Annotated in this window: 9 protein-coding genes; all 9 read right to left on the bottom strand. The window is 47.3% G+C overall.

The features are described from left to right. Positions 1–4: 4 nt before the first annotated feature. Complete coding sequence (locus NST44_RS07630; RefSeq protein ID WP_213615921.1) at positions 5–2,707, bottom strand: stalk domain-containing protein; 2,703 nt, start codon at positions 2,705–2,707, stop codon at positions 5–7. A gap of 338 nt (positions 2,708–3,045) precedes the next feature. After that, positions 3,046–4,251, bottom strand: coding sequence for a methionine adenosyltransferase (gene metK, locus NST44_RS07625; protein WP_210093993.1), 1,206 nt, complete (start codon positions 4,249–4,251; stop codon positions 3,046–3,048). 571 nt (positions 4,252–4,822) lie between these two features. After that, on the bottom strand, positions 4,823–5,107 hold the full coding sequence (locus NST44_RS07620) for an alpha/beta-type small acid-soluble spore protein (protein WP_210093994.1): 285 nt from the start codon (positions 5,105–5,107) through the stop codon (positions 4,823–4,825). A 166-nt stretch (positions 5,108–5,273) separates the two neighbouring features. Further along, positions 5,274–5,798: a hypothetical protein gene (locus NST44_RS07615; RefSeq protein WP_210093995.1), complete on the bottom strand. Its 525-nt coding sequence runs from the start codon at positions 5,796–5,798 to the stop codon at positions 5,274–5,276. Positions 5,799–5,873: 75 nt separating this feature from the next. After that, entirely contained in the window at positions 5,874–8,831 is a 2,958-nt protein-coding gene (locus NST44_RS07610) for an Ig-like domain-containing protein (protein WP_210093996.1), read from the bottom strand. A 369-nt stretch (positions 8,832–9,200) separates the two neighbouring features. Beyond that, positions 9,201–9,545 carry a hypothetical protein gene (locus NST44_RS07605; RefSeq protein ID WP_007133263.1) on the bottom strand — a complete coding sequence of 115 codons (345 nt, stop codon included), beginning with the start codon at positions 9,543–9,545 and terminating at the stop codon, positions 9,201–9,203. 238 nt (positions 9,546–9,783) lie between these two features. Further along, positions 9,784–13,446, bottom strand: a complete 3,663-nt coding sequence (locus tag NST44_RS07600) for an S-layer homology domain-containing protein (protein WP_210093997.1) — start codon at positions 13,444–13,446, stop codon at positions 9,784–9,786. 217 nt (positions 13,447–13,663) lie between these two features. Next, positions 13,664–14,788, bottom strand: a complete 1,125-nt coding sequence (locus tag NST44_RS07595) for a glycosyltransferase family 4 protein (RefSeq protein ID WP_007133265.1) — start codon at positions 14,786–14,788, stop codon at positions 13,664–13,666. A gap of 113 nt (positions 14,789–14,901) precedes the next feature. Beyond that, positions 14,902–15,660 carry a WecB/TagA/CpsF family glycosyltransferase gene (locus NST44_RS07590; protein ID WP_007133266.1) on the bottom strand — a complete coding sequence of 253 codons (759 nt, stop codon included), beginning with the start codon at positions 15,658–15,660 and terminating at the stop codon, positions 14,902–14,904. Between the last annotated feature and the right edge of the window lie 2 nt (positions 15,661–15,662).

The raw sequence follows: 15,662 nt of genomic DNA, 5'->3' as shown, positions 1-15,662 counted from the left end.
CATATCATGATTCGATCGTAACGGTCTTCGTGTTCTTGTCCCATTTTACTTTAAGGCCTAATTGCTCGGAAACGAGGCGAAGAGGGACCAAAGTCCTACCCCCTTGAACCATAGGAGCCACAGCAGCCGAATGACGCTTGCCGTTCAAAATAAATTCCTTCTTGCCGACGGTCAGCTCAAGCAGCATGCCGCCTCTCAATACGCCTACCCGCTGTGCGGATTGATTCCACGTTGCTTGTCCGCCAAAGGCGTCCAGCACATGCTTGATCGGAACATACGTCGTTCCGTTCTTCAGGATCGGCGCTGAATCAATCGCTACCTTGGAGCCGTTAAGCACGAGTGATTTTTGCCCGATCGTCATGACCGCCTTGCCTGTCGGAAGACCTTCGTTGCCCGCAACAGCCGGCATCGTAAACCGTATATCATCAAAGGATACCGAGCCTGTCAGGGCCCGCTCATCCTGTCCCTCATCCACGTTCACGACGTACATGCGCTTCAATTGGGCAGGGAATGCGATATTGTAACCGGTCAAGTCGATATTCAGCGTTTTCCAGCCGGTCCAGTCGATAGCCTTGGCCAAATCAACATAAACGGTCTTGCCGTTGTTGTCCTTCAGCTCAGCCCGGAGCCAGTTCAGGCTGCTTTCGCCTTCCACGTCGATCGCCATGGACGTTGCCTGTGCCGGAATTGTTTTACCGGTTGTACCGTTGAACTCGGCGTATGCATACATCTTCTGTCCAAGCCCGCCGGTCATATCATAGGTCAGCTTCAGCACCTTCGAGTCGGTGTGGCTTCCGCTTCCCTTCACGATGGATGCCGTACCGGTTACGGCAGGCACATTTGTTGTGAATTTGATCGGATAGCTTACATTTTCAAAATTCTCCCAAGTGCTCTCACCGGCCGCGGACAAAATGACAACCGTGCTAAAGCCGTCATATCTAGCGATCGCATATCCTACCTTGGTGTTGCTGTTTACGGATGTAACGGTCAGGCGGCCGTCTTTGACGCTGCCCTTAAACCCGATGAATTCCCACTTCAGCGCACTGCTTGGAACCTCCAGGCTTTGCCCTGATCTCGTTACAGCCGTTACTGGAACGGACACGCTCGTTCCTGCCTGAAGCGGCGCACTGGATACCGCCGTCGTCAGCGCTGCCAGATCATCGGCTCCCAGTACGTTCACCTGCATCGTTGCCTTCGTGCTGCCGCTAACCGCAGTCAGTGTGGATGTGCCCGGCTTCACTGCCTTAATGCTTTGGCCGTTGATCGCCAGATTACCGTTGCTGGATTTCCAGGTCGGTTTGATGGATCCCGCATCAATCGGGTTGTAATAGGTGTCGTAGCCCTTCAGTTCATACGACCCTGTCTGGCCGATCAGGAGCGTGCTGCTGCCACTAACCTTTAAGCCCTTTAAGTTGCCCTTAGGCGCCGTGGAGAACACGCCGAGCGCGTTTACGATGCTCCGCTGCGTGGTGCCGTATTCCGTAGGGAATGTCAGCTCCGTATTCATCTCGGCCAGCGGACGATTGACCATCGTGGTGGATCCGCCGCCATCCAGATTCATGCCCTTCCATACCCCGATTTTGCTCATGAAATCCTGCAGCTGCTGCAGGGTCATACCCGTGCTGCCGTCATTGCGCTCGGTTGCAATCAGATACGCATAACGGCCATCCTTCGAGTAGCCTACAGCCGTCCGGGCACGCGTGCCGCCGAGATCGTTGACGTTGCGGGAGAACGAAGCGGCTTTGCCGTTATCCACCAGAATCGTATGACCGCCGATCATCATTTGGAGTGAGGAAGGATCCAGCTTCTGACCTGATTTTTTAGATACTAGGGTGTAATCCGCCGTCAGCTTCTGACCGACTTCAAGGTTATTTTTCACGAATTCGGCAGCTGCTCCGTGAGTACGAAGAACATAGCTGCCTTCCGGGACTGCTGTCGGCAAGCCTGCCATAACGGATATGTCCGTAATGACGCCGTCCGTTACCATAACCTCTGTTGGTGTCGTCGAGCTATTTAATGGACGGTCAATGGCCTTCCAGGCGCTAGTGTACAAATACGCTGCGTTCACATGACTGAAGGTCGATCCGGTACCCTCCGGGTTGTAAGCTGTTTTGTTAATGCCTGCGAGCGGGAACGTTGCTCCATTCTCAGCCGTGATGCTTCCTGAAAAAGCAAACTCATCCAAGATCGGCTTGCCATCCTTGGTGACGGCAAATGCATACATTCCCTTCAGCGCGGATGGAGAGGACATGAGATCGCCATTGGACACTTGAGGACCCATTGGAGCCCCTTCGCGATTCGTAATGAAGAAGTCGCCGTTAATCGCGGCAACCGCCCCATGCTCCTTGGCCATACCGCCTGTGCTCTGTCTTGTTGTAAACTGGTTCCCCTTGCCTGCCATCACATCCAGCTTCACATACGGGTTGTTTAAGTCGACACGGACGACATTGGCAAGCGATTTCGCGCCGGTGCTGCTCGTATATTGATACTTCATCAATACAGCACCAGAGGTGATAATCTCTTCTCCAAGCTTCTTGACCGACGTCGTTGCCGCATAGGCGACGGAGGCTGGTGACAGCTTGTCTATCACAGGCAAACTGCCGCTAAGTACGGGGCTCACCCAGATGACCCCTGCCAACGTAACGATTAACCATTTTTTACCTACTGTCGTTTGGTTTGACTTCAGTGCTTTCCCCTGTCTTGCCATGTAATCGTAACTCTCCCATCTCTTTGTTCAACACATATGCCGAACATGTAAAGTCTCTAATTAATAGACTTCATTTTTGAGGAAAAGTTACGATTTTGTTATAAAAAAACGCTTGGGCGTATTCTACACCAACTCTTTCTGATTTCACAGGTGGATTTTTTGGTGGGATTGGATTCCCTGTCCTATTCTACTATATATTCGTGCAAAAATGACAGTTTTGTCATATAACCTCTTCCTATTTTACCATAAATTAAGCCAAAAAAGCTGATACCCTTAGCAGGCATCAGCTTTTTAAAAAGTTACTTTTTTGTAATAATCATTGTTTCGAATGATGATGCTTAGTTGGCTTGAGCTTGCTCCTTCAGAGCCTCAGCCTTGTCTACGCGCTCCCATGGCAGGTCGATATCGGTACGGCCAAAATGTCCGTAAGCCGCTGTTTGCTTGTAGATTGGGCGGCGAAGATCCAGCATGCGGATAATGCCGGCTGGACGCAGGTCAAAGTTATTGCGAACGAGCTCAACGAGTTTCTCTTCACTGACTTTACCGGTACCATAGGTATCCACGCTGATCGATACCGGATTTGCGACACCAATCGCGTAAGCAAGCTGAATTTCGCATTTGTCCGCCAGGCCGGCAGCAACGAGGTTTTTAGCCACGTAGCGGGCCGCGTAAGCCGCGGAACGGTCGACTTTTGTAGGATCCTTGCCTGAGAAAGCACCGCCGCCATGACGAGCGTAGCCGCCGTAGGTGTCGACGATAATTTTACGTCCGGTCAGACCGGCATCCCCTTGAGGACCGCCGATAACAAAACGTCCCGTTGGGTTAATGAAATATTTAGTTTCCGTATCCAGCAGTTCGGCTGGAACGACCGGAAGAATGACGTGCTCTTTGATGTCCTTCTGGATTTGCTCCAGCGTAACTTCCTCGGCATGCTGCGTCGATACGACAATCGTGTCCACGCGAACCGGCTTGTCGCCGTCGTATTCAATCGTAACTTGCGTCTTGCCGTCCGGACGCAGGTAGCTAAGCGTACCGTCTTTACGTACCTCGGACAAGCGACGAGCGATGCGGTGAGACAATGCGATCGGCAGCGGCATGAGCTCAGGCGTCTCGTTAGTTGCAAAACCAAACATGAGGCCTTGGTCGCCGGCACCGATGTTCTCGGTTTCCTTATCCACTTGGGAAGGATCACGACTCTCCAGTGCAGCGTTTACTCCCTGTGCAATATCGGCCGATTGCTCATTCAGCGATGTCAGCACCGCGCATGTATTGGAATCAAAACCGTATTTTGCACGTGTGTACCCAATTTCCTTCACGGTGTTACGAACGATGGATGGGATATCCACGTATTCTGAACTTGTACTAATTTCACCAATGACCAGTACCAGACCTGTAGCAACGGAGACTTCGCAAGCCACGCGCGCATTCGGGTCGTTAGCCAAAAATGCATCGAGTACCGCATCGGAAATCTGGTCACAAATTTTATCCGGATGTCCTTCAGTTACGGACTCTGATGTAAATAAACGTCGCCCTGTTAAAGACATGAGATCAACCTCCCATATAAATAGTATGTGAATATTCAAGAGGTCCTACACAAAAAATGAACCTTTTCCGACAGGAAAAGGTTTGAAATGTACAATCCTCAACATGCATATTAACGTATTTGTTACCAGGTGTCAATCCAGTTACCCGCCTGTTTTCAAGGATTTTCTTGGATGTTTTCAATGCGAGGCAAGTACGTAAATTTTCCTACATCGCTGTTGCTCCTGGATTTCTTACTAAGAATAAATAAGTTGAACTTAACGAGGTAGAGCAGCCGTGTGAAATGTTCTTACGATCGCTGTTGTTCGCAGATTTCTTTAATTTATCTGAACTCGATTGTGGTAGAAATCCTCTTACAAAGGCGACCACTGTCGTTTTCTTCAAAATCATTTCACACTCTTGCATTTCCCTCGTATTTCTTTTGCTCAACTTATCTTAATCCAGTTCAAGAACGATCACAGGCTTGTTCCAGATGAAGCTTTCTTTTAGAAATCTTTTACGGAAGTATTTTACTCCCTTGCTTGCATCTGTTTCTTGGTCCCTTCAAAACATCAGCTAAAAGTTATGAGGCCATTACAATCTGCCGAACAGACTCTGCTCTGCATTTCGTACAAGGCGCTTGGTAATTTCTCCGCCAACGGATCCGTTCTCACGGGAAGTGAGATGACCCCATCCTGGACGGCGGCTTGATGAGCTGCCTCCAATTGCTCCAAGTTCTGATCCAAATTCGGTATCTGCTCCATTCGAACCGCCATATCCCACATTCAAACCAAACTCAGCGGCAATTTCATATTTCATCTGATTCAGCATATGACGGCTTTCCGGTACAACCTGACGATTACGATTGCTGCGTGGCATAATGAAACACCTCCTGTAAATGTGATTACAGAAGTATTATTTGTTTAATATAAGGTACGCACACGTATTAAAGCTTGTCACTGCTGGCAATAATTATAGGAAGACCATTTATCACATTTAATTTGGCATGATGAAATTGAACAAGATATTTCATCCCTTGATTGCTTTATTTTATGGTATAACCGCCTCGTACCATGACAATGAGACCGTTCTTTTGCCCTTCCTTCACCTGAATGCCACGACCTTCACGCGGGAAGGAGAGCAAATGGTTCTTCGGCGCAGCTTGTCCATTGAGCAGGTCCTTACCATCCGTCAGATCGGCAACACCGTTGGAATCCTCGGTGTAAATAACGGCGTTACCCGAACGAACGATAAATTCTGCACCAGCATCAGCAATCAGAATTTTGCCAGGCTTCAAGGCAACGTTCTTCACTTCATCCGATCCTTGGGAAGGTTGCGTTGGAGTGGTTGGGTTCGTTGGGGTAGTAGGGTTTGTTGGAGTCGTTGTCCCTCCACCGCCATTTAGCGCTTTTTGGATTTGTTGATCGACGTAGCTCTTGGTCACGACCGGGTCGTCGGCTGTGCCGGGGGTGGTGCTGGCTCCGGATACTTGAAAGTTCCAAAGAGTTCCGACAAGAATACTACTTCCTACAACCAGTGTCCCGAATGCCATTTTATACATTTTTCGCATGATACTTCTCCTTCAATGAGTGTAATAAAAAACTGTCCGGAATTAATTCCGGACAGTTTAATAAGAACAAACAAATTAGTACTTAACTTCTTGGTAAACAGCATCTGCAGAATTGCCTTTGCTATCTACAATATACTTACCTTTTGCAATGGAGACTTGACCGCCAAGAGTTCGGTCCGTTGGGTTGAATGGCTTAGCAAGTTGTACTCTAACAACTGTATCGGATGCGTTGGTTGCACCTGTTACTTCAACAGCAGTACCATCAACATATACTTTAAATGCATCAGGTGTGTAGTAAACTGTAACTTTTTCATCAAACTCGATGTCTACATAAGTATTTCCTGTTACAGTTTTAGCTTCAACTGCTTTTGGTGCAATACCGTCTTCAATATCTTTACCAGTGAGTACCTCAATTTTGTGACCGAGGTTATCGGAAGTTTGAGGGTCTCCAACAGTTGTCACTTGACCAAGATTTGCTTTGTTCAATTCGCGGTCTAAAGTGAATTCAACAGTAGTCACACCGTTGTCATATTTAGGCTCGCCTGCAGTACCATGAATGTTTCCTGCGAAAGTGAAGTCGCTCGAAACAACCGAAGTAATGTTTCCGCTAAACTCAACCTTCACTTTATCAAGTGCAGTTGCTTTAACAGATTTCACAGGGATAGTTACTTTATCCGAAATTTTAACTTGAGAATCTGTCAAATAGTTTCCGTTAAGATCAGCAACGTTAACTACACGCAAGAAATTACCTTCCAATTCAGTCTTCCAGTTGCTGAAGTCCTTCTTAGGAATAGTAAGACGAACTGTCTCAGCATTTCTCAACGTAGGTTGTGGAGCATTCTTCGTTGGGAATACTTTATAAACATTGTTGACAACATAGCTGTATTTGTTGATTTCCAACGCAGATCCATTTCCTTCTACTGCAACAGCTCTGTTAAATTGAACATCGATGTAGAGATCATCGTTATCGGAATCAGAACTAATCCAAGCTCTCTCAACCTTAAGTGCAGATGTGTTAGTTACATCAATAGAGAGAGTTTGTGGCAACATTGTGTTTCCGATGGAAGCAGTATCGCGAATGTTCGCAACATCCAATGTGTACTTGCCAGCAGGCAGGGTACCGATGGACTTGATAACTACATGGTTTTTGTAAGTTTTACCATTCTTGACTTCGTAGGTTGGTACTGTTACTGGTTTACCGTTGTTGAAACCTTTATCAGTAACAACTTCGCCTTTAGAATTCTTCAGGACAAAGTTGTCGCGATTTTGGATGTCAGTCAAGTTTACATCTTCAGAGAATTCCAAAGTGAAGACTGTAGTGTTTCCATAAACGTCAGATTTTACGCTAGAAACAGTTGGACGCTCGGTATCAAGTACCGGTGTAACCTTAACATCACGGTTTGCAGAGTTGTCGCTGTAATCTCTTACACCTTCAAGGTAAATTGTGTTTTCACCCAGGCTAAGTTTCTTGCTGTCAGTGCTGAAAGTCAAGACAACAACGTTATCTTTAATTTCCACTTTATCAGCAGTCTTAGCGGAAGAAGTGTGGTAAACCTTGTCTACGGACTTCACGGATTCGTTGAACTCAACTTCAACTTTAGTCAAGTCTTTAGTTTTAACGGATACCACTTCTGGAGCTGCCTTATCTTCAGCTACAGTAAACTTCACGTCAACTGGGCTAACTTTAAAGTTAGCGTAGTCTTCAACGCCTTGGAGGCTCAGCGTGTGCTCACCAACAGCGAGATCAGTTGTAATGAAGGCAACGTTAGGATAGGTGAATTTCACCCAACCAGAAACTGCTTTGCCATCGATTTTGTAGTTCGAAATATTCGAAGCTGTTGTGGATTTAACCGGCTCAGAGAATACTACTTTGAAAGCTTTTGTTCCAAGACCTTTAACCTCAGTCACTTCAGGAAGTTGAGTGTCAACCGCTCTGAAAGTCAGAGTTTCGTTGAATGTTTTGGAACCATCGGAGTTTTTAACACCTTTGATTTCAACTTTAGTATCTTTCTGGCCTGGCAAGTTAGCGGAGTTTTCAGCAACCAACAATGTTACAGTACGCTTGTCAGCGGAAAGCTTAGCGGACTCGAAAGTAACGCCAGTAACTTTGTAGTTGTCTTCGTTCTCTGCAGTTTTAGCTTCTACTTCACCGTCGAACTTAACAACGAGTTCTTTGTAGTTAGTAGTAGATACAGATTCGATCTTAGTAGCTGCAGTCACAACCCAAGTTACACTTTCAGTGTAGTTGTAGTTGTTATGTGTAAATTTAACCTCAGTAGCCGTGTTAGCTTTCAGAGGAGTTTCAAGGGTTACTTTCACAACTTCATTGTTAGCAAGTTTGAACTCAACCACTTTACCGTCTTCTTTAACTTCGTAGGAAACTACTTTTGGTTTTTGTTGGGACAGGTAGATGTCATAAGCAACTTCAACCAGTTGAGCACGGGTAGCGTTCGCTTTAGGGTTAGCTTTAGCGTCTACCAGACCAGCGTTGATTGCTGCTTGAACATAACCTTTAGCCCAGTCAGAAGCGTTGTTGTTAGTTTCTGTTGGAATTTCAAGTTTTTGAGCAACAACGAGAACCTTCGCCATTTCTTGAACGGTGATTTTACCGTTGAAGTCGAAGATCATTTTCGTTGTGTTCTTACCTTGCATCAAACCAGCAGAGTAAACAGCTTCTACATAAGGAGCTGGCCATTTGCTAGCTTTGTAGTTCTTATCTTTGAAGGAAGCTTTGCCTTGGATTGGCTCAAGACCCATGATGCCAACCAGAACTTTCGCGAACTCAGCGCGAGTCATTTCCTTGTCAAGACCAGCAGATCCGTCTGGGTAGCCAGAGAAGATCTTAGCTTCTTTAAGTACGTCATACTTTTGTTGCGTGTTAAGTGCGTCGTCACCGAATGCAACAGAAGCAAACATGGAGAATGCCATTGCTGTAGACAGTGCTACGGATAAAATTTTCTTCATAACCTTTTTTTCTCCTCCTTGAATCATCACTTGATTGTTTTCTTTAATTTGGTAGCTCTTGTCACTCATTAGCCCTGCACCTCCTTTCCCGAGTTGAGCATAAATCATAAATGATGTCTGTGACGAGATCACAGAATCTTGTTAACGAGAGAACACTACATACTAGAATAGATTCCTAATCCTACCTAGGTATTATACAACGAGTCCCCAGCACCGTAAAGAACAATTTTCTAATTTATAGACAAGTTTCTTCTTCAGGTTAAACTTGGTTGCCTCATTGGGTTCTACATTATAAACGTTTAATTTTCCGAAAAGTTGCGGGGGTTGCAAAGTTTTTTTAAAAAAATTTTTCGAAGTTTTCGCACTTCCTCTAACAACAAGGGTTCTCCATGTTACGACAACAAAAAAAGACGCCCTAAAGGCGTCTCTTGTTGAATTCTATCGAATCTTCATGGCAAGCTGGATAATTTTTGCACGCATCTCCGGATCCTGATTCAATCTGCTGTACATTAAATCGATCTCCGCTTTATTCGAACGATATGTCTTGTCGTGTTTAATGGTTGTATGGGACCACTCGATCAGCGCATTCTCGGCTACGGTCAGTTCATTGAAGGAATCATGAAAGCCAGTCTCTAGTACGAGCCCCTCCATAATTTCTTGCGTTATCTCATTATGAGCGGCACGTGCCAGCTCAATTTTCTTCTCCATTACTTTGGCTTTATCTTCGAACTTCGTCTTCGCCTTCATGTAGTCGAGCTGCGCTTTGGATAAAATCGGCTTCATAAATTCATCTTCACCCTCTAAAAATAGTATGTGCTTTCGCTATTGTAGCGTATTCCATGCGAAATTACAAAAAATAGATTTTGGTAACCGCTTCTATTTACCGCTTATCGGAAGGCGCAATGCTTATGTCTGTCCTAGCATAGTCACCTTCAACGGATACAGCTGCTCACGAAAAACGAGAGCATCACCTGGAGATCCAGGCATATGCTCTCGTTCAACTGCAATCAGCAATTCTGGCTTACAACAGCTTCAATTTGCTCATCATGCGTTTCACCACAGTTGCGGTATCTGCTCTATTCATGACTGCATCCGGGTTAAAGTTGTACGTAGGTTTTTTCTCGCCTTCTTTCAGGCTATTGGCAACCCCAGTCAAAATGCCTGCTTTTGAAACGGCAAGAATGGCTGGATAAGAATAGTTGGACTTAATTTTGCCCACATCCTCAAACTGCTTCTGTAGCGTTGCCTTGTCTTTCTCGATCTCGCCCATTTTCAGGTTGAGCGCACGGGCAATAATGTTCGCCGCTTCTTCCCTTGACAGCTCCATATTTGGCGCAAAGCTTCGCGGAGCAATGCCTCGGATGATCCCTTTCCGTGCTGCTGTTTCGATATAACGATAATCCCACAAGGCATTTGCCGGGATTGTCTCCTGGTAAATGTCATCGAAGGTCAGCTTGTTCGAGCTGTTGTTAATCGGCACATCGTAATCCAGCGGAATATCGAGCAGCTTCACAACGATGGTTGCGAACTCACCGCGGGTCATCGGGTCATATACACCGAATGCGTCCTGCTTGGCCGCCTTCATATAACCTCTTGCCAGCATCAGCTCAATATCGTTCCGGGCCGTTTTATGTGAAATCGCATCGGAGTAGCTGTAACGCAGCGACTTGACGGCATAATAACCAAAACCTTTAAACGTAGCGGTGACTGTCTTTTTCTTGGAATCGACCTTGCCGCCGATATTGGTCCAAGTGCCCTGGGACGGGTTGTACCACCAGATACCCAGGTTGCCGGCAGCTGCATTAACCAACGCGGAATCATATTTTAGTGTAATAGTGCCTTTCTGGGAAAGCTCCATCCAGTTTTGCGGAATCAGGCGCTGATGGAATTCATGGCCCTTCGCGTATGGATGCGTAGCTTGCTTCACGTTGAAATCTTCAACATTGCTGCTGTAAGCGTTCAGCGAGCCCGCATCCAGCCAGTACAGCGGCGAAGCATATCCGAAATGAGGAGCCGGCGTGAAGCGGAACGCATTGCCGCTGTCACCAGGGATCAACGATAGACGTCCATCCATCTCTACTCCGTTTTCGATTTCTCCAATGCGATTGTATGCCTTGATTGTACGTCCATCAATCTGGTTCGCAATTCCGAATAAAATGTCATGCTCGCCAAGTAGGTTAATGGTCGGCACTTCGGCTTTCGGGTTGGAATTCGCTTGTTGGAGAACCGTTCCCTTCGGCAGTTGCAAGGACAGTCCACCCTTAAATACATTGATTTTGCCTGATTTCGAGATGCTTGCTTTATATTGAGAACCTTCTGTTGCATCATCCACATACTGCACGACAATTTGGCCGTTTGTCTTCTTGCTGCCTTGCTCGATCGTAAACTTAATGGTGTTTTTGCCGTTCTTCAGGTTTTTAACTTCCAAACGGAAAATGTCGCTGATTTCGGATTTTACCATTGGCTCTTTGCCAATGGTAACAGAGTCAGCTCCTTCAGCCTTAATGCTGACTTCTACGAAGTTCTGCTTCAGTACTCCTTCGTTCGGCAGCTTCGGTGACAACACTTGATAAGGCGCCCGTTCACGCGTGATTTCAATCGTATCCGTTGTCGTGACGGATTGAATGCGGGATCCAATCGAAATGGCCTGCAAACCTACCTCGGGCAATGCCAATTCTTTAAGCACAACTCGTACATTACTTGAGCTTGTGCCGGTTGTAATTGTGTAATACAAGTTGTGATCTACTTGGTTGATCGCATCAAGCTGTGTTTTCAAAGCGCCACCGGTGAGTCTCCATGTTCCGGTATTGTCTTGCGTAAACACGGCAAAAATCGTTGATGAAGGATGACTTAGCGTTACGGTCACTTCATCCGTATTATCGACTTCGAACCGAAGACCCATTTCTTTTTCGTAAGTTGTGAATGCATTTTTATCAGTTTCCGTGAACAGCTTGTCCGGATCAGATTCCGTTGGAGAGCCGACTGGGAACGGAATCATGTTTTTAATAACAGAACGGTTGTCACTGAAATACAGAAGCGTTAATCTCGTAGAAATTTTACCGCTTTTATCGGCTACAACCAAAGTGTTCGGTCCTGGAACCAGCTGTAAGAATCGATTTGCGGCTTGAGGTGACTCAACGTAATTGAATTCGCCATTGCTGCTAACTGGCAGATCAATCGTGTTGCCGTTCAAGGCCAAAGTTAGCCCTTGGGTACCGGTGTAATTCACGATACGGCCAGACACCTGGGTGAAGTCGGTGCTGTTTTTGAATAATTGGTTGTTGTACAGGTTATAAACATCAATATAGGAAGAGGACAGGAACGTTACCGGGATGACCTTCGTATCCGATACGCCGGATCCGTTGCTGACCTTAATGATCAGATTTTGCTGTCCGGAAGGCAAATTCGTAATTTTAAATACGGTGTTTCCGTTATACGTAAAGGTTGAAGCTATGTTTGCGCCTTTACTGGATTCAATCGTGGCGGTTCCCGCGTTTACTTGTTCTACCATTAAATAGAGAGGCAGTTCATTTAGAACCGTGTCGTTGCTGCTTGGAAAAATCGATTGCGAGCTAAAAGACACCGTACTGCCGCTCTCGGTTACGCCATATAATTGGTGGACCTGTTTGATCGTCGGCGCATTGGCATCGCGATACGTGAATGTCTTTTGTACATCATATCCGGTTGCGGTGTCCTTAATGTAGACCAGGTACTCCCCGCTTTGCGTAATGCTGACAGTTCCGTTCGTCGTAAAAGGATACATCAATGTATTGTTAAGAATGGAAGCTTGGCCCACGGTAGCTGTCAAATTCGCAATCGGTACGGTGGACCCAACCGGGAATACCCCTACTTCAAGCACCGGCGGAACCGGAGTAGCACCTGCAGCGGGAGCATCCACCACGACATAACCGGTGATTGTGCCGTTGACGTTCCCTGTTACGACAGCCTGTCCGTCAATGCTGGTGCCGCCGATTCTTAGGTCATTCGCCGTCAAGGATCCTGTCGGATGATATACGACCTGACGATGGATGGTCTGCGTCCGGGATTCGGAATTAACCACGATGACCAGGTCGTTGACGCCTTTCTTCAATTGAATACCTGCGGAATAGAACATATCGCCGCCGCCTGGATACATCGACTGTCCGTTTACGGTCACGCCTTTGGATCCGTTTGTAGCCTTAACGGAGATGCTTATCGTTTCGGTTGTAACGACAACAGGTCTCGAGCTGTTTTCCTCAAGAACCCGGCCGTCGCTCAGCGCGACTTCATAAACAGCCGGAACATCCGAAAACTTGACATAGGCTGTTGCGCTTACTTGCTGCCCTTGAGTGCTCATGCCCGAGACGATAATTTTGTTCACGCCCTGATTCAACTGAACGTTCAAGAACTCGAATGTGTTGGCCGCTTCGTCCAGAATCGGCTTAACACCCGTTCCGCCCGTCGTCGTATCATCAAAACGCTTAATTTCATAGGAAATCGTATTAGGGTTAACGCCGTTATACGTGCCCGACACCTTGATGGAGCTACGGTTTTCGGGCGTTGGCGAATTTGGATCTGTGCTCAGATTAGAAAAATGGAAAAATAAAGCCCCGTTTGCGGCGGAAGCCGGTAGTGCCGGTATCAATGAAAAGAACATCGCTACAGCCAGCAGCAGGCTAGCCATAGTATGAAATGGACGTCTCAACGGTTTTACCTCCTTGTTCGTTCGGACCTGCGGGTCCGCTTTGGGTGTTCGATCTTTCACTTGCTCCCCTCTCTTTCCCTGACAGTTGGTATTAACGCATAGTTCATATATCGGTCCCATACATTCAATTTTTTAGAAAAAAACACAAAAAAGCCTCACCCCTTTTCGGGTGAGGCCTGCATGTCCAATCGTATGCAAAAAGAATTAGAATAAGTTCTTATTTGGAGCGGCTTTCGGGATTCGCCTTCATCCGCATGCGGTTGATCAGGCCCAGGATCGGCCGTTTGGTCTTGCCTACAAGCCCGATAACCTCTGCGCCGATCTGCATGAAGCACATCATGACACAGATGACGACGAAGGTTACCCAGTTCGCCTCATACATGGCCGCCGAGGATTGAATGACGGCCAGAACGCCGAAGAAAGCGGCAATCACATAAATGATCAGCACCGTCTGGCGGTGGCTGAATCCAAGCTCGCGCAGGCAATGATGCAAATGGCCTTTGTCCGGCGCGAAGATCGGCTTCTTCTGAATTTTGCGGCGTACGATCGCGAAGAATGTATCCGACAGCGGCACCCCGATAATAATCAGCGGCGTAATGAACGATACGATCGCAATCTGCTTGAAGCCGAGCAAGGACAGCATGGCCAAACTGAACCCAAGGAACAGTGAGCCGGTATCCCCCATGAAAATCTTGGCGGGATGGAAGTTAAAGAACAGGAATCCGATAATTCCGCCCAAGAGCAGCAGGCAGAGCAGAGCTACGGTCGTATTTCCCATAAGGAACGCCATGACGGAAATCGTCCCGATCGCAATACCGGACACGCCCGCAGCAAGACCGTCGAGGCCGTCAATCAGGTTGATGGCATTGGTCACCCCGACAATCCAAAAGATGGTGAGCGGAATCGACACCCAGCTCTCGAGCGCCGAGTACCGGTCCTGAAACGGTATATTTACAAAATCCACAGTAATATTAAATCCGAACACGACAACGCAGGCCGCTGCAATCTGTGCCAAGAACTTGACTTTGGCCGACAGCTCAAATCGGTCATCCAGGGCTCCGATCAGTACGATCATGGAACCGCCGATCAGAAAAGCCTTCATAAAGTTGGCATCCCGCGGCGAAAGGCTATCCGGCAAGAAAGGAAGCACTGCAATGAGTCCGAGCACAAAAGCCAGATAAATGCCAAGCCCGCCGAGACGGGGCATGATTCGAGTATGAACTTTACGGGCATTCGGCACGTCGACGGCACCGATCTTGACCGCGAATTTTTTCACCAGCGGCGTAAGAACCAGAGCCAAAGCAAGCGCCACGATAAACCCGATGATGTATATCATTAACATGTAATCATTCGACCCCCAATATTGTCTACCGGTTGAATTATACTCCCTTCGGGTCCGAAATCCAATACCAATTTCCGGTGAAATCCCGGATATTCGCCATAGAAATAAGCGATTTAGCTTGTTTTCGTTACGTTTTCTCTCTCGCGCAGCACTTTCACTACAAATTTCGGCAGCGCAAGCATTCTTTTGTAACGGGAGGGCTCCTTCAGAAGCCGGTAGAACCACTCAAGGCGCAGCTTCTGAAATACCTTCGGAGCGCGCTTGAGCTTGCCGGAAATAATATCGAAGGATCCGCCGACGCCCATAACGACAGGAACCTGCAGCGCCTGCTTATGCTTGGCGATCCAAGGCTCCTGATTGTCCGCACCGCGAGCGACAAACAATATGTCCGGCGAAGCGGCCCGGATCTCCTCGATGACGGCGGCATCTTCCTCAGGTCCGAAAAATCCGTCCCGATACCCGCATATAATTGCAGCCGGATATTGCATTTGTAACCGATTGGCGGCTTCCTGAATCACTTCTGCCGTGGTTCCGAGCAAGTAAAACTTCCATCTGTAGGTTTCCCCGACCCGGAGCAATTCATGTAACAGATCGAAACCCGTAACACGTCCCTCCAGCGGATCGCCCCCTACTCCGGCAGCCCATACGATTCCGGTTCCATCCGGTACGATGATCTCGGCGCTTTGCATCATGGCTTTATACTCGGGATTATTCTCTGCGGTCATGACCATAATCGGATTGGCTGTAATGACCTGATGCGGTTTCCCGGACTTTACGGCCTCCGTCAGATATTTCACGGTATCCTTCATGTCCATCTTGGAAAATGGAACCCCGAACACGGAAACGGTTGGAAAAGGTTTTGTCTGGTTCATGA

Origin of the sequence: Paenibacillus sp. FSL W8-0919, assembly GCF_038003785.1 — a bacterium.
In the GTDB taxonomy this organism is placed as follows: Bacteria; Bacillota; Bacilli; order Paenibacillales; family Paenibacillaceae; genus Paenibacillus_AQ; species Paenibacillus_AQ lactis.
The sequence above is the reverse complement of the archived record's forward strand: the minus strand, read 5'-3'. Positions and strand labels throughout refer to the sequence as shown.